Here is a 20044-nt window from a genome sequence, read left to right on the forward strand (position 1 = left end):
TCCGGGCTGCTCCCATGGCGGCGCCGAATCTGCGCAAGGCCAATCTGCGCAGCGAAAAAGCTGCGAAAATGCCCGCACGCCTTCTTCTGCCGAGTTGCCGTGAAAGTCCTTGGGATCGAATCATCATGCGATGAGACCGGTGTGGCGGTCTACGACACCGCCCTGAACGGGGTGGCGGCATTGCGCGCCCATGCGGTGTACAGCCAGATCGCGCTGCATGCCGAGTACGGCGGGGTGGTGCCGGAGTTGGCCAGCCGCGACCATGTGCGCAAGTTGCTGCCGCTGATCCGCCAGACCCTGGCCGAGGCCGGGCTGGGGATCGACGAGCTCGATGGCGTGGCCTACACCGCCGGTCCCGGCCTGGTGGGAGCCCTGTTGGTTGGCGCCGGGGTGGCGCGCTCATTGGCATGGGCACTGGAGGTGCCTGCCATCGGCGTACACCATATGGAAGGGCACCTGCTGGCGCCGCTGATGGAAGACGACCCGCCGCAGCCACCGTTCGTGGCCCTGCTGGTGTCGGGCGGCCACACCCAGCTGGTATCGGTGAAGGCGCTGGGCAGCTATGAGGTGCTGGGCGAGACCCTGGACGATGCGGCCGGCGAGGCCTTCGACAAGACCGCCAAGATGATGGGCCTGCCGTACCCAGGCGGCCCGCAGCTGGCGGCGCTGGCCGAAACCGGCACGCCCGGACGCTACAGGTTCGCGCGGCCGATGACCGACCGGCCGGGGCTGGATTTCAGCTTCAGCGGGCTCAAGACCCAGGTGTTGCTGGCCTGGCGGTCCAGCGACCAGTCCGATACCACCCGCGCCGACATCGCCCGCGGTTTCGAGGACGCGGTGGTGGAGACACTGGCGATCAAATGCCTGCGCGCGCTGGACGCAGCCGGCTGCAATACGCTGGTGGTGGCCGGTGGCGTGGGTGCCAACAAGCGCCTGCGCGCGCAACTGCAGGAGGCCGCGCAACGCCGTGGCGGCCGGGTCTGCTTTCCGCGCCCGGCCCTGTGCACCGACAATGGCGCGATGATCGCCTTTGCCGGCGCGCTGCGGCTGCAGGCCGGCGAACACGCCGACGCGGCGGTGCATGTGACGCCGCGCTGGGATATGGCTGCGCTGCCGCCACTGGTGGTGGCGCGGGATTCGGGAGTTGGGATTCGGGATTCGTAGCAGCCCGTTCTCGCCTGATGTGTTCTGCTCTTGCCAATCCCGAATCCCGAGTCCCGAATCCCGAATCCCCATGGACAAAGTGTTTATCGAAGGTCTGGAAATCGATGCGCTGATCGGCATCTACGACTGGGAGCGGCGGATCCGCCAGACGCTGCGGTTCGATCTGGAGATGGGCTTCGACAACCGGGTGCCGGCGGCCAGCGACGCGATCGCCGATACGCTGAACTACAAGGCGGTGAGCAAGCGCCTGATCGCATTTGTCGAAGCCTCCGAGTTCGGACTGGTGGAGACCCTGGCCGAACGCTGCGCGGCGATCGTGCTGGAGGAGTTCGGGGTGCGCTGGCTGCGGCTCAAGCTCAGCAAGCCCGGCGCGGTGCGCGGCGCGCAGGCGGTGGGGGTGATCATCGAACGGGGGCAGGCGCTCTGACCGCTGCTCGCGCCGGGCGCGAGCGCGTGCGGTGGTCGCGCTGCGCAGTGTCCGGTCCGTGCCATCCGGGGAAGGGGCGGCGCAACCGAGGCACGGTTTGGCCACGATCCTGGGTCAGCGTGGCCAAACCGTGCTCGACAACACCCCAGACCCGGCTTTCGCCTCCCGCCACTTGCATCTGCGCGGCCACGGCAGGCTAGAATTGCCGGCCATGTAAACGTTTTCTCAAGGATCTCATGGCTGCTGATCGCATCGAAACCCTGATTGCCCGGATGACCGTCGAAGAGAAGGTCGGACAGTTGGGTGTGTTCGCCGACATGGTGCGGCCGTTCGCGCCGGACGTGAATCCCGAAGCCAACGTGCGCAACGCCGACGAAGTGTTGCAGCAGGTTCGCCAGGGGCGGGTCGGCTCGCTGTTCAATGGCGTGGGTGCCGCACTGGGCGCAAAGATTCAGAAAGTGGCGGTGGAAGAGAGCCGGTTGGGCATCCCGGTGATCCTGGCCGCCGACGTGATCCACGGCATGCGCACGGTGTTCCCGATCCCGCTGGGCGAGGCGGCCAGTTTCGAGCCCGCGCTGGCCGAGCGCACCGCGCGTGCCACTGCGGTCGAGGCCACGGCTGCCGGCCTGCACTGGACCTACGCGCCGGCGGTGGACATCGCCCGCGACCAGCGCTGGGGCCGCGGTGCCGAGGGCGCCGGCGAGGACGTCGTGCTGGGCATGGCTTTCGCCGCCGCGCGCGTACGCGGCTTCCAGGGCGGCGACCTGACCGCCGCCGACTCACTGCTGGCCACGCCCAAGCACTTTGCAGCCTATGGCGCGGTCGCCGCGGGCATGGAATACAACACAGTGGACATCGCACCGCAGACGCTGCGCGATGTGCATCTGCCGCCGTTCAAGGCCGCACTGGATGCCGGCGCATTGGCGGTGATGTCCTCTTTCAACGACATCAATGGCATACCGGCCAGCGCCAACCATGAGTTGCTCACCGAGATCCTGCGCGGCGAGTGGCAGTTCCCGGGCGTGGTGATTTCCGACTACACCGCCGACATGGAGCTGATCGCGCACGGCTATGCCGCCGACGAGCGCGATGCGACCAGCAAGGCGTTTCTGGCCGGGCTGGACCTGAGCATGCAGAGCGGTTTCTATGCCGCGCACCTGCCTTCGCTGGTGGAAAGTGGCGAAGTACCGATGGCCGCGCTGGATGCCAGCGTGCGGCGCATCCTGCAGCTGAAAGAGGCCATCGGCCTGTTCGACAATCCGTATCGCTCGCTGGATCCGGCGCGCGAAGCCGACACCGCCCACCTGGCCGCGCACGATGCGCTGTCGCGCGATGCGGCGCGGCGTTCGATCGTGCTGCTGAAGAACGACGATGCCGTGCTGCCGTTGAAGAAGAGCGGGCAGCGGATCGCGTTGATCGGGCCGTTCGTGCAGGACCGCGAAAACATCGAAGGCTGCTGGACGCTGTTCGGCGACAAGGCACGTTACGTGACCCTGGAGCAGGGCGTGCGTGCGGTGGTCGCCGACGAGTATCTGAGCGTGGTGGCCGGCTGCGGCCTGGAAGACGCACTGCCGGGCGGCATCTCCGCAGCCATCGACGCCGCGCAGGCCGCCGATGTGGTGGTGCTGGCACTGGGCGAGCCGCAGCGTTACAGCGGCGAAGCGCAGTCGCGCACCGAGATCACCTTGCCGCCGGCGCAGCAGGCGTTGGCCGAAGCCGTCGCCGCCACCGGGACGCCGGTGGTGGTGCTGCTGCGCAACGGCCGGGCGCTGGCGCTGACTGGCGCGGTGCGCGATGCGCAGGCGATTGCGGTGACCTGGTATCTGGGTACCCAGACCGGCACCGGCGTGGCCGATGTGCTGTTCGGCGATTACAACCCGTCCGCGCGCCTGCCGATCAGCTTCCCGCAAGCGACCGGGCAGCAACCGTATTTCTACAACCATCTGCGCACCGGCCGCCCGGAGCTGCCGACCTTGTCCGAGTACAAGGCGCGCTGGCGCGAAATGCCGAACGAGCCGCTGTACCCGTTCGGTCACGGACTGAGCTACACCACCTTCGCCTATGCACAACCGCAGTTGAGCACCGCACGCCTGGGCTGGGACGACACGCTCACCATTACCACCCGTGTGACCAACACCGGCGATGTGGCCGGCGAGGAAGTGGTGCAACTGTACGTGCACGACCGCGTGGGCAGCCGGGTACGCCCGGTGCGCGAACTCAAGGGATTCCGCAAGGTGTTGCTGCAGCCTGGCGAAAGCGCGGATGTCGTGTTCACCCTTGCACGCGATGCACTGGCCTTCACCAATCCCAAGGGGCTGTTCGCCGCCGAGCCGGGAGCATTCGATGTCTGGGTCTGCGCATCGGCCAAGAATGGCGAGGCAGTGAGCTTCGAGTTGCTCGGCGGCTGAGCGCGCCGTGGGGCAATGCGATGACGGCGCAGCGTCGACCGCTTGCGCGGTGATGCCGGGAATGCGGGCCTCAGCAAGGTCACGGCGATGCGCAGCCGGAGCGGCAAAACGAAACAGGGCGCGCAGCCGTCAGGGAAACGCGGACGGCGCGCCAAGGACCAAAGTATCGGTGTGATGAATACCCTTGCGACTGCCGGCCGCGTGCGACCGGTGGCTGCGCAGGCGCTGATCGGTTGCTTCGGGCACAGGCGCCTGTGCGAGCGTCCGATACTGCACCGCCTGCGCAATCCTTCGACGCGCAGGCGGTGCCCCCCTTTGACCGACTCAGCTGCTTACGCGTCGTTGTCGACTGCCGCCCTGCTCTTGGGCGTCAGCTTGAGCAGGCGCCCGGTGCTGCCACTGGCCTCGTCTTCGAGTAACCACAGTGCGCCATCGGGGCCCTGCTCCACTTCACGGATGCGCGCTTCCATGTCGTAGCGCGCAAGTTCGGTTGGCTGATCGCCCAGCGACACCCGCACCAGGGCCCTGGACGAGAGTCCGCCGATGAATCCGTTACCGCGCCAGGCCGGGAATTGCTTGCCGTTGTAGATGACGAAGCCGGCCGGCGAAATCACCGGCGTCCAGCTGATCTTGGGGGCCGCAAACTCGGGTCGTGTGTTGTGGTCGGGAATCGGCCTGCCATCGTAATGGTCGCCATTGGACACGATCGGGTAGCCATAGTTGGCGCCGCGCTGAATCAGGTTGAGCTCATCGCCGCCTGCCGGCCCCATTTCGTGTTCCCACAACTGGCCCTTGGCGTCGAAGGCAATGCCGAGCAGGTTGCGATGACCCAACGACCAGACCTGTGCGGCCACACCGCCCTGTGCGGCGAACGGGTTGTCGGCCGGGACGCTGCCATCGTCGTTGAGGCGGATCAGCTTGCCGAGGTTGGACTTCATGTCCTGTGCGGGATCGAACCGCTGGCGTTCGCTGGAGGTGATCCACAGTTTGCCGTCTTTGCCGAATGCGATCCGGTGACCGAAGTGACCGTTGCCACTCACGTAGGGAACCTGTCGCCAGATCACTTGCAAGCCGCTCAGCGTGCCACCGCCGTTGGCGTCCAGGGTGAGCTTGGCGCGGGCGACGGCGCCGCCGCGTGTATTGTTCTGGCCGAGCTCGGCGTAGCTCAGGTAGACCAAGCCGTTCTTGCTGAAATTCGGGTGCGGGACCACATCGCCGAAGCCACCCTGCCCGCCGTAGGCGACGGTGGGCACGCCGGTGATGGCGCGTTTGCGCTTTGTCCTGGTATCCAGGCGCATCAGCGCGCCGCGCTTCTCGCTGACCAGCAGCGTGCCATCGGGCAGAAAGCTCATCGCCCAGGGCTCGTCGAAATCGGCGACGACAGTCGCCTGGAACGGCCATTGCGCCTTGGGGATGGATGCCGCGGGGGCGGCTGCCGGTTCGGCCAGAGCAGCGCCGGTGGCGAACAGGGTGGCCGAGCAGGCCAGGGCAAGCAGACGTCGGACAGACATGGGGTCCTCCAGGGGATGGGCACGACCACGCTGCAGCCCTCCCGCAACGTGTGCCGCGTTGGGTTTTCAAGTACCTTACACGACGCTGCCGAGGCCGCCCTTGTCGCAGATCACTCTCCGCAGGGCGGACGCGTCTCACATCGCTGTTTCACCATGAAATATCACCATGAAAAGGAGTTTCCATGGCCACGCAAAAAACCTCGCCCGCTTTCGTTGCCGCATCCTGGGCCGCCTTGCTGCTGGGCAGCGCGGCATATCTGATCGGCCTGTGGAATGCGCAGATGCTGCTCAACGAAAAGGGTTACTACTTCACCTTGCTGTTGTTCGGCCTGTTCGCATCGGTATCGTTGCAGAAAAGCGTGCGTGATCGCGCCGATGGCATCCCGGTCACTGGCTTGTACTACGCCATCTGCTGGTTCTCGCTGATCATCGCGCTGGTGCTGCTGACGATCGGCTTGTTCAACGCCAGCTTGCTCCTGAGCGAAAAAGGTTTCTACGCGATGGCCTACGCATTGAGCCTGTTCGGTGCGGTTGCGGTGCAGAAAAATACCCGCGATGCGATGGATGTCTCGGCTGCCTCGCGCGTATCGCATGCGGTGCCGCCAGCGCTGGACTGAGACGCCGCGCTGGCTGCACCAACGACAACGCCACCATGACGGTGGCGTTGTCGTATCAGTTGCATCAGCGCTTGGGCGACGAGTCGCCGCTGACGAAGTCTGCAGCGTTTTCCCAGGCCCGCTTCACCGCATGACGCGCCTTGCTCCAGCTCAGCGACGATGTGCCGCGCTTGGCCTCCCAATCGCGATGCAGCTCGGCCTCCACCTGGTCGTAGGCGCGCGCGTTATCGCGGATACGTGCCTCGTGGCCCGCCAGGTAGGCGCCCTCATAATCTTCGAAGCGATCGCCTTCGGTGTAGTAGGGTTCTTCGGTGAACCGCTCGCGCCAATACGTCGAGATGTTCTGACTACGGTCTTCGTCCGGTGCGCGGCCCGGAATCTGGTACGGCACATTCATGCGCGTCTCCATCGTTTCGAAAGTGAGGCTCAACTTAGTGGGCGACATGTTAACGACGCGGCATGCCGGGTGAGGAGCTGATCAAGACGGATGTGCGCGCGCGCACGGTGTTGGAACAGCGCCCCTTGCTGCATCAGCTGGCGGCCGATGCAGCTTCGTAAGGCAGGGGCTTGGCTCCTGCAGCGAGCACAGCCGTGTCGGCCGCCTGGAGGGCAGACTCGTCCGCATCGATGACCACCAGCACCCTGCCCGCTTCGATCTCGTCCTCGAACTGGCGGCGGATCGGATCGGGCACCGTGGCACCGACCAGGGCCGCCGACCAGCTGCCCACCAGTGCGCCTGCCAATGCCATGACGCCTGCGCCGGCAAGGGTCAGGCCGATTGGCGGTACCGCCACCGCGACCAGCCCCGCAACCAGGCCCGCGGCGCCGCCGGTTGCCGCACCACGTGCTGCGGCGGGAACGAAGTCGGTCTTGGCTTCCTTGCGATCGTCAGGGACGTCGTGCAGTTCGATGTCCGAGCGTGCAATCAACGACAGCGCTTCGTTGTCGATGCCTGCGCGACGTGCAGCGTGCAGCGCACGTTGCGCGCCTTCCAGATCGGGTGTGCTGTAGACACGGCGCAGCTTCATCGCAGGCTCCCATCGGGTGATGGCCGCAGCGTTGGGTGTGCGCGGTTAGGTCTGCGTGAGCGCTGCGCGAGTGCGCTGCGAAAGCCTCATGCCGGCTTGCGCGGGAACAGATAGAACGCACAGCCCACCAGCAGCGCGACTGCGGCGGCGGCCAGATTCTGCCAGCTGGCGCTGGCCAGCAGGCCCAGCGACAACAGGATCGCGGCAACGGGAATGAGTGGGCCCCCCGGCAGGCGCAAGGTCTCGGTGCGCTGCCGGTAACGCCGCGCCAGCACGATCACGGCCGCCGCGGTGCCGATGTAGGCGAACAGCCGGGTGACCATCGACAGCAGCGCCAGCTGGGTGAACGAGCCGGACACCGCCAGTGCCAGCGACAGCACACCCTGTGTGAGTACCGCTGCCGCCGGCGTGTGGAACCGCGGATGCACGCGGGCCAGGAATGCCGGGCCGTAGCCGTCCTTGGCCAGCGCGAACAGAAAGCGCGGCCCCAGCATCACCGTGTTGCTGGTGGTGCCCAGGATGGAAATGGTGGCGCCCACGGTCAGGATCAGCGCCAGCGCCTCACCGCCAAAACCGCTGGCTGCGTCGGCCAGCGGCGTGGGCGATGCGGCCAGGTCGGGCAGCGTGCCCTGCGCGACCACCTGCACCGCGGCATAGATCAAGGTCACCGTGACGATCATGGTGATCAGCGCGAACGGCACGTCGCGGCGCGGATTGCGGTACTCGCCGGCAGCGGCGGGAATGTTCTCGAAACCGGCATAGGCGAACAACAGCAGCAAGGCCGCTTCGCCGAGATTGCCCAGATCCCGCAGATCCGGGGACTTGCCCGCGAACGCCCACGACCAATCGACGTAGAACAGGCCGATCGCCACGAACAACAGCAACGGGACCAACTTGCCGATCACCAGGGCGATGCCGGTGCGCGCGGCGGACTTCACGCCGACCACGTTGATCGCGGTGAGTACACCCAGCGAGCCGACCACCACCAACAGACGCGCCCAGGCCTCGGTGGAGGCTGTGGGCCAGAAGCGCGCCACCGCATCGGCCAGGCCGTTGCTCAGCGCTGCGGCCGAACTGATGCGGGTGAGCCAGATCATCCAGCCGATCTGGAATCCCACGAACGGGCCGAAGGCCTCGCGCGTATAGAGATAGCTGCCGCCGGGGGTGTCGAAATAGCTGGCAGCCTGCGCATAACACAGCACCAGCAGAGCCACCGCCAGGCCAGCCAGCAGCACCGCCCACAGGCTCATCGGGCCGAGCAGGGCGGCGGTGGCGGCGGGCAGCAGATAGATGCCGCTGCCGATCACATCGTTGATCGACAGTCCGACGATCTGCCAGCGGCTGACCGCGCGCACCAGGCCGGTCGCATCGAGTCCGGGTGCCGGCGCGCTCATGGTGCGGCCTCGTCCAGCGCCGGCAGTTGCCACGTTGTCTGCAGTCGCGCGTACTCGGCACGCGGCAACAGCACGAACAGCGGATGGTCGGCCGGCTTCAACCACGCGAGCAGGCGCTGCATGTCGGCAGGATCCATCGCGGTGCAGCCGGCGGTGACCTGGCCCGGACTGCGCCACAGATGCGCGAAGATGCAGCTGCCGCGCCCGGCGATTGCAGCCGGGTTGTGCGCAATGACGAAGCCTTCGCGATAACGCCCGTCGCCGGGCGTGCGCAGGTCCAGCCGCATCGGTTCGGTGGAGCCGGCCACCGCCGCCTGGCCGACCTGTGCCGCGTCGACGATGCGGTTGTACAACGGCGAGGCCGGCACATCCATGCAGTAGTGGGTGGCGGTCATCGCCTGATAGGGCAGGGCGGTGTTGAGGTGTGTCGCATAGCCGAAGGCCGGGCCGATGGCGAACACACCGGCCGGGCTGCGGCCGTCGCCTTCGCGCTTCTGCGGGCCATTCGGCTGCGCCGGGTGCAGGCCTTCGCCCCAGGCGCTGCCGTGGCGACCGAGTGCGACTGCGAAGCCGGCCCCGGCCGGCCGCCACTGCCCATCGGTACGCGTGAAGGTCTGCAGCCGCGCCTGAGTACTGTCCCAGTCGTGCGTGGTCACCACGATCAGCGCACGCGCCTGTTGCACGGCCTGGATCGGTTGGGCCGCAGCGACGGTGCCACTGCACAGTGCCAGCGCCATTGCCATCGGCATCGGCATCGGCAGGATGGATCGCAACAGGTGGGCAAGACGCATGCAGGCTCCGGAGGCAGTGGTTGGATCGAGCGGACGACCGGAGCCGCAGCAGTTTGCAGCGCGGCGTCGGCGGCGCTCTGGATATCGCACCGATGGCTACTGTACCCAGCAATGCGCACCGATGGCGCGGGTCTGTCGTCATCGGTCGCGGTATGACTGCGCCGCTACGGTGGCAACAGCTCCAGCCCGCGGATGCGGCCGATTCCCAGACCCGGCACGGCGTCGATATGGATCTGTGCCTCGTCGAAATGCACGGCGCCCTCGGCCGGATCGAATTGCGCGAGTGCGGGCGCGTCCAGATCGGCCAGGGTGATGCTGTCGGCCTTGGCGACCGCCAGATGCACCGCGGCAGCAACGCTGACACTGGATTCGATCATGCACCCGATCATGCAGGGCACTCCGTACAGGGCGGCGATGTCGGCGGTACGGATGGCATTGGACAGCCCGCCGGTCTTCATCAACTTGATGTTGACGATATCGGCGGCGCGGCGCTGGATCAGGTCGATCACCTGCGACGGCGAGAACACGCTTTCGTCGGCCATCACCGGGGTGTCGATACGCGCGGTGACGAAGGCCAGTCCTTCGATGTCGGCGGCCCTGACCGGCTGTTCGAGCAACTCCAGCACGATGCCGGCCGCTTCCAGCACGCGCATGTTGCGCACCGCTTGCTTGGGCGTCCAGCCCTGGTTGGCATCCAGCCGCAGCGTGGCCCGCCCATCGACCGCAGCGTGGATCGCCTTGATGCGGTCGACATCCGAGTCGCTGTCCTTGCCGACCTTGATCTTCAGGGCGCGATAGCCGCGTGCCAGCGCCGATTGCGCCTGCGCGACCATGGTGTCGATGGCATCGGCGCTGATGGTGATGTCGGTGGTGATGCGCGGCGTGCCACCACCCAGCAGCTGGTAGAGCGGCGCGCCGTAGGCCTGTGCCCAGAGATCGTACAGCGCGATCTCTACCGCGGCCTTGGCGCTGGTGTTGCGTTCCAATGCCTGCTGTACCAGCCCGCACAGGCGATTGAGGTCGGCGATCTCCTGGCCGATCAGGCGCGGTGCGATGCAGTGCGTGATCGCGGCGACGATGCTGCCATGGGTATCGCCGGTGATCGGTGCAGTGGCCGGTGCCGCGCCGTAGCCGATGTGGCCGTCGTCGCTCTGCAGCAGCACCACCACGTCCTCGATGGCGGTCACGGTGCGCAGCGCTGTCCTGAACGGGGTTTTCAGCGGCACGCGCAGCATGCCGAGGCGCAAACCTGTGATCTTCATGGGGAACCGATCGGTGCGATGCGTTGGATACGGACGATGTGCGCGACCAGCGGCGTGCCATCGGTGGCCAGCAGGGGCAGCAAGGGCGTTACCGAGACGCCGTTCAGAGGCGCGCGCTGCACGCTGCCGTTGGCGCTGCGATAACTGATGCCGGCCACATCGTGAATCACCCATGGGGTGCCGCGCTCATGACCGATGACCAGCATCACGTGGCCGGGGATGTAGATCAGGTCGCCGACGCGCAGCTGCGCCAGTTGGCGCGTGCGTTGCGATGGCGGTGCATGCGCGTCGAACGCGACGCGGTGCGGTACCGGGCTGCGTGCCTGATCGCCGGTGTTGCGCGGCAGGGCGATGCCGAGACTGCGGTAGACATCCAGCACGAAGCCGCTGCAGTCGCGCGCAGCGTAATCGTTGCCCCAGCCATAGCGCTCGCCCAGAAACTTGAAGGCCTGGCGCAGGAGCGCATCGTCGCTGGCCGGCAGTGCGCCAACCCGGACATCGGCGCCACGCGGCACCAGCGCCGGCACCCGCTGCAGACGCCCATCGGTTCCGCGTACCGGCAATTGCACCACATGGGCGGCAATGGGCGACTGTCCGTTGACCGCTTGCTGCGGCGGCCAGTCGGTCAGCAGTGGCAGGCTGCTGCCCATATCCAGCCGCAATGCCGACACCGCGGGCAGTTCCGGCGTGTAGACAGTCTGCACGTGGGCAGCGGTGACGATCAGGCGCGCACCGTGCTGCGCGTAGTCGAGCACGTCGGTGCGGCTGCCTTCGGCGATATGGTCGGCGGCGATCCATGCGGCGTAGTTGGCCGCGATCACGAACCGCCACGCACCATCGGCGCTGGCGTGCAGCACGGCGACGGGCGTGCCGGGGTAGAGCGCCGACTCCTGGAAACGATCGATGTCGCGGTCGTCGGGACTGGCGAACACGCGTTCGCTGGTGGGAAAGGTGCGCAGCGCAGCGCGCTGGACCACCAGCGCATATCGCGGCGCGACCTGCGGGGGAAGCGCGTCCAATGCCAGCGTGCGCTGCCACTGGGCCAGGCGCGCTGCGGCGATGCGATGCCCATGGGCGTCGTACAGCGCACGCGTCGGCGGTGCCGACAGCGCCTGGATCCGCGCACGCACCGCCGCGCCCGGCAGGGTGGCGGGGAGCCGCGACAGGTCGTGCATCGATGCATCGTCACGCAGCAGCCGCGCGTTGAAGTCGGCGATCTGCGCACCGCTCAGGCGCGGCACCTGTGCGCCGGGAGTGCGCTGGCTCCAGTAATCGGGTGTCAGCTGCGCATCGTCGACCGCGAACGGAGCAGCGTGCGGCGTCGGCACACTGGCCGAACGGGACACCGCGGCGCAGGGCAGCGCGAAGACGATCGACAGCAAGGTCAGCAGGCAGCGCGACAGTGGCATGAAACGCTCAAGGAGATGGGAGCCGTTGGCCGTGGCCCGATCGCGGGAAGCGAAAGACCTGACCCGCCGCACTGCCTCGGCAGATTCGCCAGGACAGCCAGCTTGCGAGCATGATCGCAGTGTACGCGCGCTGCCGTGCTTTGCGCAGGACCTGCGCGGTGGTGCATCTGCGGTCGCCAGTGCGCGGTGCAGGCGAGGCTTGCATCGCTGGTGCGCGAACGTCCCGTGGCCGAGTGCGCAGTCGTCAGCACCGGTACCTGCCAACGACAACGCCGGGCGGGGTAGGGTGTGCGGCGTGGCCCACCCTGCCGATGACAACCGAGCGGATAATGGAGCGCCACGGCAGCGCGTTGCGACGCTGGACGCCGTGCGGGGCCATGTGCATTCGTCCAGGAGAACACCGGTGTCGTCAACGTCCCTTCCGTCGTCATCGGCCTGGCTGCGTGGCGCCGCATGCGTACTCGTGCTGTCGCTGGCCGCCTGCGCGCACGCGCCGCAACGCAATCCCCTGGCCCGGTGGGTGCCCTCGCCCAACTACGATGCGCGGCGGCCCATCCTGATCGTGCTGCATTTCACCGACCAGCATTCGGTGCAGCAGAGTCTGAACACGCTCCGTAGCCGCAACAGCGGCGGGCGGGTCAGCGCGCATTACCTGATCGGCGAGGATGGGCAGCGCTACCAGCTGGTCGCAGACGATCAGCGCGCCTGGCACGGCGGTGCAGGGCGCTGGGGCAGCATCACCGACATCAATTCGGCCTCGATCGGCATCGAGCTGGACAACGACGGCAGCGAACCGTTCGCCCCGGCCCAGATCGACAGCCTGCTGGTGCTGCTGGAGGATCTGTGCAGCCGCCTGCGGATTCCGCGCACGCAGATCGTCGGTCACGAGGATGTCGCCCCGACGCGCAAGAACGACCCCGGCCCGTTGTTTCCCTGGAAGCGTCTGGGCGATGCCGGTTTCGGCCGCTGGCCGGCGGCCGATGCGCCGGCGGCGCCGCCGGGCTTCGATCCCTGGCAGGCACTCGCGGTGCTGGGCTACAGCCTGGACGATCCTGCCGCCACCTTGCAGGCGTTCCACCACCACTATCGCGGCAGCAGCGCCACCACCCTGGACGCAGAGGATCTGCGCATCCTGCACGCCCTGACCCTGCCGTTGTCCAGTCCGACGCGGGGTGGGCGACCGCCTCCGGCGGCCGATGCGGGTGTGGACGTTCCGTAGCCCCTGCCGGTATCGGTGAGGTCCCGCCGCGCGGTGCCGTGCAGGCCGGCATGGCGCCACTATCCGCCGGATCATGCCGGGCCCACCACCGCCCGATGCGATCATCGCCGATCGCTGGCCTATGCTGTGCGCATGACAGATATCCATGCATCCCACCGTGTGTCGCGCTGCCCTCGCCAACGACTGCGCCTTCGACGTTGGCGGTTGGCCGCTGCAGCGGCCGCCTGTGTGTGCGGCAGCGCCATCCCCGGCCCCGTCGTTTCGCCGGCCACCACCGCTGCGCAGGCGGGCCTGATCGATGTTGCGACGCTGGCGCCGGACATCGCGGTGGACATGCGCTACGCGCGCAGCGACAACTTCACCGGGCAGGTAGTGCCCGGCTATGACGCCGCGCGCTGCTACCTGCTGCGCCCGGCAGCCGACGCGCTGGCGCGGGTCGCGCTGACACTGAAAACGCAGGGATACCGGCTGCAGGTGTTCGATTGCTACCGGCCGGTGCGGGCAGTGCGCGCCTTCGTGGCGTGGGCTGCGGATCTGCAGGACCAATCGACCAAGGCGCGCTACTACCCGCGCGTGGACAAGCGCGCGCTGCTCGGCGACTACATCGCCGACACCTCCGGGCATAGCCGCGGCGCGACGCTGGATGTCGGCCTGCTCGACTGCCGGCAGACGCCATGCCGGGCCGTGGACATGGGCACCGGGTTCGATTTCTTCGATCCGCGCGCGCGCACTGATGCGCCCGACCTCGACGCCGGTCAGCGCGCGAACCGCCAACGCCTGGTGCGCGCCATGGCGGCGCAGGGCTTTGCCAACTATCCCATGGAGTGGTGGCATTTCACCCTGACGCCGGAGCCGACGCCGCACACCGCCTACGATGTGCCGGTGAAATGACCGCACTGCCAGCGCGCAGCGCAGCCGCGTTCGCCTGTCGCCTGGACACCATGCCGGCGCCTCCATCGCCCGCGTCGCGCGCAGCGCGGCCGTTTCCACCAACGCAGGAATCGCCATGACCGACCCGGAACGCTTCATCGATATCGCCTGCCCGTATTGCGGGGAATGGATCACCCTGAGCCTGGATATCAGCGGCGGCGACCAGTGCTACATCGAGGACTGCCAGGTGTGCTGCAAGCCGATCACGGTCGCCGTGCAATGGGATGAGCAGGGCGAGGTGCAGGTGACCGCGCGTGGTCAGGACGATGCCTGAGGGCGGTACCGTCTCTGCAGCGCTGCCGGGGTGGTCGCGTCGTGGCTAACAGGGCGAGCTAACCGTCGGTTGGGAGCCGATGCCGATGGCGCCAGCCGCTACACTGGCCCGCCTGCCGCCTGGATCGTCACGATGAATCTGCCCCTGCATTTCGGCTTGCTCGGTTCGCTCGAGGCCGGCCTGATCGCGCTGGTGCTGGGTATCGCGATCTTCGCCGCGGTCGAATATGGCGGCCGGCGATTGCAGTTCACGCAGGGCCACACGCTGGGAGCGGCCTGCCTGCTCGCGGTGGCGGCCGGTGCGGGATACGACATCTGGAATCTCGTCTACACCAGCATCGTGCGGCTGGAATCGCCGTTGTACGCGCGTCTGGCGCTGGCACGCATCCACGATCCCAACGAATTGGGGTCGCGCGTGGTGCTGGAAGTGGCCGGCGCGATCGCCGGTGTCGTGCTGGGTTGGAAACTGTTCAGTTCCGAGCGCTGGGACAGCGACGCGTCTGGCCCCTGAAATCGCTGGCCAAAACGCGGCACGGTTCGCACAAATCGCTGCGATGAATGGACCACTTCTATTTGACTCACCCACGCCTAACAGGCGGCTAGGCGCAAACGTTGGCGCGGTGGTTAAGAGGACGTTCTACGGCAAATTGCGGCAGGTCGGGCGTTCATCCGTGCCGGGTAGGGTGGTGCCATGTGCGGCGACACCGTGCATTTCCAAGAACAGGAGACCACCCAATGAAGAACCGCAATCGCACCTCGCTGTTGGCCGCCACTGCCGCGCTCGCCGCTGCCCTGGCATTGCCGGCGATGGCGCAAAGCAATCCGCAGGATGCCGCCGCCCAGACCGGCAATGCGGCGCAATCGGGTAGCTCGGCGACGTCCGCGCAGGGCAGCGGCGCAAGCTCCGGCGGCGGCCAGACCTGGGCCAGCGTGGACACCGACAGCGACGGTGCCATCAGCAAGCAGGAGGCGCAGGTCAATGCAGGTCTGGCGCAGATCTTCGACCAGGCCGACAGCGATACCAATGGCAAGCTGACGCCCGACGAGTACAAGGCCTTCGTCGCCAAGCAGCAGGGCGGGGCGGCGGCGAGCGGCTCGCAGGGCAATTGATCGCCGGTGCCGTGACCGAGTGACTGGCGGTGCGGAAATCGCTTTGCGCTGTCGAACGTCATAGGTCAAGTAGCCAGCGAGCGCTTGTCTGACGGTCACGCGGCCAGCAATTAAGTCACGCGGCCAGCAGTAACAGGATGGAAGATCGGGAGCGACCTGCCAGGGTCGCTCCCTTTTCGTATGCTCCCCGCATGGCGCCACTTTTTTTACATGTTGCGCGCTATGGTGGGAGCATCTTTCATCGGCCCATCCCATGTTGCCACGCGTTATCGTGCTGGCTGCGCTGTCGAGTCCCTGGCAGGTTCTCGCCGCGCCTCCGGAGCTGCCTCCCGTCGATCCACAGCAGGCGCCAGTGGTGCTGCCGACGACCAGTTCGCCGGCGATGTCGCCATTGCCAGTCGAGCCCCCTGCGCCGGCGGCTACGCCTTTGCTGCCCGTCGGCCCGGCTGGCCCGTCCCCTGCCAAGGGGGGCGCCGAACCGTCTGCAGCACCGACGGCCGGAACATTGGCGCCGCGCAGCTTTCGTAGCCTGGACGGCGATGCCGACGGTTCGCTGACCCTGGCCGAAGCCGGCGCGGACCCGATCCTGCGCGAGAGCTTTGCCGGCTTCGACAGCAACGGCGATGGGCGGCTGTCGCGCGACGAATTCGCCAGTTATCAGCCGGGGCCGGGCGATGCGGCCGGAGACTGATACGGCGGCGCCGGGGCGCGCTGCTAGACTTGTGCGATGACACCTATTGCACAGCGCGACGGCCAGGCGATCCAACTGGTCGGCTTCGACGGCGACGATACCCTGTGGAAGAGCGAGGACTACTACCGCAGTGCCGAGGCGGATTTCGAAGCCATCCTGGCGCGCTATCTCGACCTGGGCGACAGCCGCATGCAGCAGCATCTGCTGGCGGTGGAGCGGCGCAATCTGCAGATCTTCGGATATGGCGCCAAGGGCATGACCCTGTCGATGATCGAGACCGCGATCGAGCTGACCGACGCCCGCATCGAGGCGCGCGATATCCAGCGCATCGTCGAGATCGGCCGGACCACGCTGCAGCATCCGGTAGAAGTGATTGCCGGCGTACGCGAGGCGGTGAGTGCCATCGCTGCCGAGTATGCGGTGGTGCTGATCACCAAGGGCGACCTGTTCCACCAGGAGCAGAAGATCGAGCAATCCGGTCTGAGCGACCTGTTTCCGCGTGTGGAAGTGGTCTCGGAGAAGGATCCCAGGACCTATGCACGCGTGCTGAGCGAATTCGACCTGCCGGCGCAACGCTTCGTGATGATCGGCAATTCGCTGCGCTCGGACGTGGAGCCGGTGCTGGCGATCGGCGGGTGGGGCATCTACACCCCGTATGCGGTGACCTGGGCACACGAACAGGAGCATGGCGTGGCTGCCGACGAGCCGCGCATGCGCGAGGTGCCCGATGCCGCCGGCTGGCCGGCAGCGGTGCAGGCGCTGGATGCATTGGCCCGGCAGCACGCGATAAGCTAGATCCTGCGGCCCGTTGCTGATGTATTCCGGCTGGCGGACGCGACCGGTGTTGGCAACCAGCGGCGGTTCAAGCGCATCACGTGGCAGTCAGTGTCTGCGCTGGTGCGCAATCACGGCGTTGCATCGCAAGCTGGTTGCGGGCATGGCGGAATGCCGGTGTGTAGATGAACTGAGTTAACACGTGGGCGCCTGGGGGTGCCCATCAACAGGACGTTCCGGCCGAACGCGCGTGCGCGGCCGATCTTGGAGAAGTGCCATGAGCATGTTGTCCGTCATTCGTCGCGCGGGATTGCCCGTCGTACTGGGGTTGGCGATCTGCGCGGTGCCGCTGGCCGCGGCCGAACTGGAAGAGGAAGTCGTCAACCCGAGCGAGGTGATCTTTCGTAACGGGCAGCCCTATTACGACGATGCCGGCGACCAAGTTCGCCTGCGAACGCGGCAAGTGGGTGGAGAAACGGTGTATTTCCGCATGGTGCGCTTCGACCGGGAGCATGGCTATGTAGATGCTCATGGCCAGAGCATCGCGGTCCTGCCGTCGCGGCCCGCTGTAGGCGATCGCGGCAATGCAGTCGGCTTCGATCGCTCTTTCGACGATCACTACGGCGGCTATGCCGGTGGCCACACCGGCTATGGCTATGGTCCGCGACTGTCACTGGGCGCATCGCGCAACCGGCCCTATGGGCAGATCTACTACGGCAACGGCCTGTATGGCCCCGACCCGTACGGCAGCCCGCACAACCGCGATGCGCGCCAACGCTATGTCGGCCCCGGCTACGTGGGTGCCTGCGACCTGAGCGGCTGCCGCGAAGTGCATACCTTTGGTGTCTACGATCTGCGCTGAGACGCGCATCGCCTGACACCGGCGCATGCATGCGGCATCATCGGCTGCATGCCTGTTCCATACTTTTCCCGATGGCGACTGCTGCCCGTGCTGGCGGCCCTGCTGGTTCCGGCACTGGCGGCAGCCCAGAACGTGCCAGTATCCGCCGCCGCGGCCGGCACGCAGGACAGCGCACCGGTGGCGATTCCCGGCACCGGCGATGCCTGGGTGGACCAGCACCTGGCCGACATGGGCAGCTACGCGCAGCGCTACCCGGACAGCTTCATCGACGAGGTGGCGCGCTACGCCGGCACGCCGCGTGGCTACGTGCAGGCGCTGCTGCAGGTGCACGGCTGGCATGCTGGGGATATCTATTTCGCCTGCTTCTGGGCGCAGACGGTGCAGCTGTCGTGCCGCGACAGTGTGCGTGCCTACAGCCGCGATCACCGCGACGGCTGGGAAGGCGTGATCACCCGCTTGTCGGTGGCGCCGGACAACGCCCACATGCGCGCATTGCGGCATGCCATCGTCGCCAGCTACGACCGCTGGGAGCGGCCGATCGCGCTGGATGCGCTATTGCGTCGTCAACTCGGCGACCCTGCGCAACGGCTGGAGGCCGCGCGCGAGGCCGCCGAGGCGGCCGAAGCGGCGGCGCAGGCGGGGCTGTAGGCCGCGTTGCGCGTCACACAGGCAGTCGCCTGCGTCGTCCGTGCGAGCGGATGCTGCCGTGCAGCTGGCCCGGGCAGGGCAGGGTCGGCGAGAATGCGGGCAACGCCGGCCCCGGCCGGCCCCTGCCAAGACCCGATCCATGCGCGATACCGTGTTTGTCTCTCCCGATCAGATCCGCAGCCTGTTCGCGCAGGCGATGTCGGACATGTACCGCGCCGAGGTCCCACTCTACGGTGAGCTGATGACGCTGGTGGCGCGAGTCAATGCGCAGACGCTGGAAGCCGATCCGGCACTGGCGCTGCGGTTGCAGCGCAACGACGAACGCGCGCGCCTGGATCTGGAGCGGCATGGCGCCATCCGGGTCGGCACCGCGGAAGAACTGGCCACCCTGCGCCGGCTGTTCGCGGTGATGGGCATGCATCCGGTGGGCTACTACGATCTGTCGGTGGCGGGCGTGCCGGTGCACTCCACCGCGTTCCGGCCGATCGACGAGGCCGCGCTGTCGGCCAATCCGTTCCGCGTGTTCACCTCGCTGCTGCGGCTGGAGTTGATCGACGATGCCGCCCTGCGCGAGCAGGCCGCGCAGATCCTGCAGCAGCGGCAGATCTTCACTGCCGGTGCGCTGCAGTTGATCGAGCAGTGCGAACAGCAAGGCGGTCTGGATGCGACCCAGGCGCAGCAGTTCGTGGCCGAAGCGCTGGAGACCTTCCGCTGGCATGGTGACGCCACGGTGTCGCTGCCGACCTATCGCGCGCTGAGCGATGCGCACAAGCTGATCGCCGACGTGGTGAGCTTCCACGGCCCGCACATCAACCACCTGACCCCGCGCACGTTGGATATCGATGCCGCGCAGGCGCAGATGCGCGGTGCCGGTATCGATGCGAAGGCAGTGATCGAAGGGCCGCCGCGGCGGCGCGTGCCGATCCTGCTGCGCCAGACCAGCTTCAAGGCGCTGGAGGAGCCGGTGCGCTTCGTCGGCGACGGCGGGCAGGCCGAGCATGGCACCCATACCGCGCGCTTCGGCGAGATCGAACAGCGCGGGCTTGCGCTGACGCCCAAGGGCCGGGCGCTGTACGACGCGCTGCTGGCGCAGGCGCGCGATGCCGATGGCGCCGGCAGTACGGGGGCCGATTACGCCACCCGCCTGCAGACCGCCTTCGTGGCCTTTCCGGATGACGAAGCGTTGCTGCGCCAGGAAGGATTGGGCTATTTCCGCTATGCGCTCACCGAGGCCGGACGCGCCGATCCGGCACAGGTGGCGGCCATGCCGGCGGAAACCGCGATTGCGCTCGGCCTGGTCAGTGCCGACCCGATCGTCTACGAGGACTTCCTGCCGGTCAGTGCGGCCGGCATCTTCCAGTCCAACCTGGGCGGCGCCGAGCAGCGCGCCTACGCCGCGCAGTCGAGCAAGCGCAGCTTCGAGCAGGCCCTGGGTGCGCAGGTGCACGACGAGTTCGCGCTGTACGCGCAACTGGAGCGCGACTCGCTGCAGGGGTTGTTGGCGTAACGCGTCCCCGTCGCAGCGC

The 20044-nt window shown here is 67.4% G+C and carries 21 protein-coding genes; 14 read left to right on the forward strand and 7 right to left on the reverse strand.

Annotated features, from left to right (window positions below; genetic code table 11):
• Positions 1–99: 99 nt before the first annotated feature.
• From tsaD to LL962_RS01810, 3 genes are all read left to right on the forward strand, one after another.
• A complete protein-coding gene (tsaD, locus tag LL962_RS01800) occupies positions 100–1164 on the forward strand; it encodes a tRNA (adenosine(37)-N6)-threonylcarbamoyltransferase complex transferase subunit TsaD (RefSeq protein WP_228315683.1) in 1065 nt (354 codons plus the stop codon).
• Positions 1165–1234: 70 nt separating this feature from the next.
• Positions 1235–1591, forward strand: a complete 357-nt coding sequence (folB, locus tag LL962_RS01805; protein ID WP_104585473.1) for a dihydroneopterin aldolase — start codon at positions 1235–1237, stop codon at positions 1589–1591.
• Positions 1592–1827: 236 nt separating this feature from the next.
• Complete coding sequence (locus LL962_RS01810; protein ID WP_228315685.1) at positions 1828–3999, forward strand: glycoside hydrolase family 3 N-terminal domain-containing protein; 2172 nt, start codon at positions 1828–1830, stop codon at positions 3997–3999.
• A gap of 332 nt (positions 4000–4331) precedes the next feature.
• Here LL962_RS01810 and LL962_RS01815 read toward each other — a convergent pair whose 3' ends face one another.
• Complete coding sequence (locus LL962_RS01815) at positions 4332–5510, reverse strand: PQQ-dependent sugar dehydrogenase (protein WP_104585469.1); 1179 nt, start codon at positions 5508–5510, stop codon at positions 4332–4334.
• 182 nt (positions 5511–5692) lie between these two features.
• Here LL962_RS01815 and yiaA point away from each other — a divergent pair, with 182 nt between their 5' ends.
• Positions 5693–6127 carry an inner membrane protein YiaA gene (gene yiaA, locus LL962_RS01820; protein ID WP_228315686.1) on the forward strand — a complete coding sequence of 145 codons (435 nt, stop codon included), beginning with the start codon at positions 5693–5695 and terminating at the stop codon, positions 6125–6127.
• Positions 6128–6191: 64 nt separating this feature from the next.
• Here the strand turns inward: yiaA and LL962_RS01825 are convergent, their stop codons facing one another.
• The 6 genes from LL962_RS01825 to LL962_RS01850 all read right to left on the reverse strand — a co-directional run bounded on the left by LL962_RS01825 (position 6192) and on the right by LL962_RS01850 (position 12011).
• The gene (locus LL962_RS01825) at positions 6192–6524 is read right to left on the reverse strand and encodes a hypothetical protein (RefSeq protein WP_104585635.1); all 333 of its coding nucleotides are present in this window, start codon (positions 6522–6524) and stop codon (positions 6192–6194) included.
• Between the two features lie 133 nt (positions 6525–6657).
• On the reverse strand, positions 6658–7155 hold the full coding sequence (locus tag LL962_RS01830; protein ID WP_104585465.1) for a hypothetical protein: 498 nt from the start codon (positions 7153–7155) through the stop codon (positions 6658–6660).
• Between the two features lie 86 nt (positions 7156–7241).
• Positions 7242–8549: an APC family permease gene (locus tag LL962_RS01835; RefSeq protein ID WP_104585463.1), complete on the reverse strand. Its 1308-nt coding sequence runs from the start codon at positions 8547–8549 to the stop codon at positions 7242–7244.
• Positions 8546–9340, reverse strand: coding sequence for a L,D-transpeptidase family protein (locus LL962_RS01840; protein ID WP_228315687.1), 795 nt, complete (start codon positions 9338–9340; stop codon positions 8546–8548). Before LL962_RS01840 ends, LL962_RS01835 begins: the two co-directional genes overlap by 4 nt.
• A gap of 164 nt (positions 9341–9504) precedes the next feature.
• Positions 9505–10602 (reverse strand): dipeptide epimerase, encoded by a 1098-nt coding sequence (locus LL962_RS01845; RefSeq protein WP_228315689.1) that lies wholly within the window; start codon positions 10600–10602, stop codon positions 9505–9507.
• Positions 10599–12011 (reverse strand): SH3 domain-containing protein, encoded by a 1413-nt coding sequence (locus LL962_RS01850; RefSeq protein WP_228315690.1) that lies wholly within the window; start codon positions 12009–12011, stop codon positions 10599–10601. The genes LL962_RS01845 and LL962_RS01850 overlap by 4 nt, the downstream gene beginning before the upstream one ends.
• A 403-nt stretch (positions 12012–12414) precedes the next feature.
• Between LL962_RS01850 and LL962_RS01855 the strand changes: the two genes are divergently transcribed.
• From LL962_RS01855 to hglS, 10 genes are all read left to right on the forward strand, one after another.
• Positions 12415–13230 (forward strand): N-acetylmuramoyl-L-alanine amidase, encoded by an 816-nt coding sequence (locus tag LL962_RS01855; RefSeq protein ID WP_228315691.1) that lies wholly within the window; start codon positions 12415–12417, stop codon positions 13228–13230.
• Between the two features lie 183 nt (positions 13231–13413).
• Complete coding sequence (locus tag LL962_RS01860) at positions 13414–14121, forward strand: M15 family metallopeptidase (protein ID WP_425599921.1); 708 nt, start codon at positions 13414–13416, stop codon at positions 14119–14121.
• A gap of 115 nt (positions 14122–14236) precedes the next feature.
• On the forward strand, positions 14237–14434 hold the full coding sequence (locus LL962_RS01865) for a CPXCG motif-containing cysteine-rich protein (RefSeq protein ID WP_104585451.1): 198 nt from the start codon (positions 14237–14239) through the stop codon (positions 14432–14434).
• A gap of 132 nt (positions 14435–14566) precedes the next feature.
• Positions 14567–14944: a hypothetical protein gene (locus LL962_RS01870; RefSeq protein WP_228315693.1), complete on the forward strand. Its 378-nt coding sequence runs from the start codon at positions 14567–14569 to the stop codon at positions 14942–14944.
• Positions 14945–15168: 224 nt separating this feature from the next.
• Complete coding sequence (locus LL962_RS01875) at positions 15169–15543, forward strand: hypothetical protein (RefSeq protein ID WP_104585449.1); 375 nt, start codon at positions 15169–15171, stop codon at positions 15541–15543.
• 253 nt (positions 15544–15796) lie between these two features.
• On the forward strand, positions 15797–16234 hold the full coding sequence (locus tag LL962_RS01880) for an EF-hand domain-containing protein (protein WP_104585447.1): 438 nt from the start codon (positions 15797–15799) through the stop codon (positions 16232–16234).
• A gap of 36 nt (positions 16235–16270) precedes the next feature.
• Positions 16271–17029 carry an HAD family hydrolase gene (locus tag LL962_RS01885; RefSeq protein WP_228315694.1) on the forward strand — a complete coding sequence of 253 codons (759 nt, stop codon included), beginning with the start codon at positions 16271–16273 and terminating at the stop codon, positions 17027–17029.
• Between the two features lie 256 nt (positions 17030–17285).
• Positions 17286–17870, forward strand: coding sequence for a hypothetical protein (locus LL962_RS01890; RefSeq protein WP_228315695.1), 585 nt, complete (start codon positions 17286–17288; stop codon positions 17868–17870).
• Between the two features lie 48 nt (positions 17871–17918).
• Positions 17919–18518: a hypothetical protein gene (locus LL962_RS01895; RefSeq protein WP_228315696.1), complete on the forward strand. Its 600-nt coding sequence runs from the start codon at positions 17919–17921 to the stop codon at positions 18516–18518.
• Positions 18519–18657: 139 nt separating this feature from the next.
• The gene (gene hglS, locus LL962_RS01900) at positions 18658–20025 is read left to right on the forward strand and encodes a 2-oxoadipate dioxygenase/decarboxylase HglS (RefSeq protein WP_228315697.1); all 1368 of its coding nucleotides are present in this window, start codon (positions 18658–18660) and stop codon (positions 20023–20025) included.
• Positions 20026–20044 lie beyond the last annotated feature (19 nt).

The organism is Xanthomonas sp. NCPPB 1067, assembly GCF_020783795.1.
Taxonomy (GTDB): domain Bacteria; phylum Pseudomonadota; class Gammaproteobacteria; order Xanthomonadales; family Xanthomonadaceae; genus Xanthomonas; species Xanthomonas melonis.

Bases quoted from the DNA above. Each gene is read 5' to 3' on its own strand.
- LL962_RS01880 (WP_104585447.1), top strand. From the start codon at position 15,797: ATGTTGCCACGCGTTATCGTGCTGGCTGCGCTGTCGAGTCCCTGGCAG.
- LL962_RS01825 (WP_104585635.1), bottom strand. From the start codon at position 6,524: ATGAATGTGCCGTACCAGATTCCGGGCCGCGCACCGGACGAAGACCGT.
- LL962_RS01895 (WP_228315696.1), top strand. From the start codon at position 17,919: ATGCCTGTTCCATACTTTTCCCGATGGCGACTGCTGCCCGTGCTGGCG.
- LL962_RS01890 (WP_228315695.1), top strand. From the start codon at position 17,286: ATGAGCATGTTGTCCGTCATTCGTCGCGCGGGATTGCCCGTCGTACTG.
- LL962_RS01885 (WP_228315694.1), top strand. From the start codon at position 16,271: ATGACACCTATTGCACAGCGCGACGGCCAGGCGATCCAACTGGTCGGC.
- LL962_RS01835 (WP_104585463.1), bottom strand. From the start codon at position 8,549: ATGAGCGCGCCGGCACCCGGACTCGATGCGACCGGCCTGGTGCGCGCG.
- LL962_RS01875 (WP_104585449.1), top strand. From the start codon at position 15,169: ATGAAGAACCGCAATCGCACCTCGCTGTTGGCCGCCACTGCCGCGCTC.
- LL962_RS01865 (WP_104585451.1), top strand. From the start codon at position 14,237: ATGACCGACCCGGAACGCTTCATCGATATCGCCTGCCCGTATTGCGGG.
- LL962_RS01830 (WP_104585465.1), bottom strand. From the start codon at position 7,155: ATGAAGCTGCGCCGTGTCTACAGCACACCCGATCTGGAAGGCGCGCAA.
- LL962_RS01840 (WP_228315687.1), bottom strand. From the start codon at position 9,340: ATGCGTCTTGCCCACCTGTTGCGATCCATCCTGCCGATGCCGATGCCG.
- LL962_RS01845 (WP_228315689.1), bottom strand. From the start codon at position 10,602: ATGAAGATCACAGGTTTGCGCCTCGGCATGCTGCGCGTGCCGCTGAAA.
- yiaA (WP_228315686.1), top strand. From the start codon at position 5,693: ATGGCCACGCAAAAAACCTCGCCCGCTTTCGTTGCCGCATCCTGGGCC.
- LL962_RS01850 (WP_228315690.1), bottom strand. From the start codon at position 12,011: ATGCCACTGTCGCGCTGCCTGCTGACCTTGCTGTCGATCGTCTTCGCG.
- LL962_RS01815 (WP_104585469.1), bottom strand. From the start codon at position 5,510: ATGTCTGTCCGACGTCTGCTTGCCCTGGCCTGCTCGGCCACCCTGTTC.
- LL962_RS01870 (WP_228315693.1), top strand. From the start codon at position 14,567: ATGAATCTGCCCCTGCATTTCGGCTTGCTCGGTTCGCTCGAGGCCGGC.
- folB (WP_104585473.1), top strand. From the start codon at position 1,235: ATGGACAAAGTGTTTATCGAAGGTCTGGAAATCGATGCGCTGATCGGC.
- LL962_RS01810 (WP_228315685.1), top strand. From the start codon at position 1,828: ATGGCTGCTGATCGCATCGAAACCCTGATTGCCCGGATGACCGTCGAA.
- hglS (WP_228315697.1), top strand. From the start codon at position 18,658: ATGCGCGATACCGTGTTTGTCTCTCCCGATCAGATCCGCAGCCTGTTC.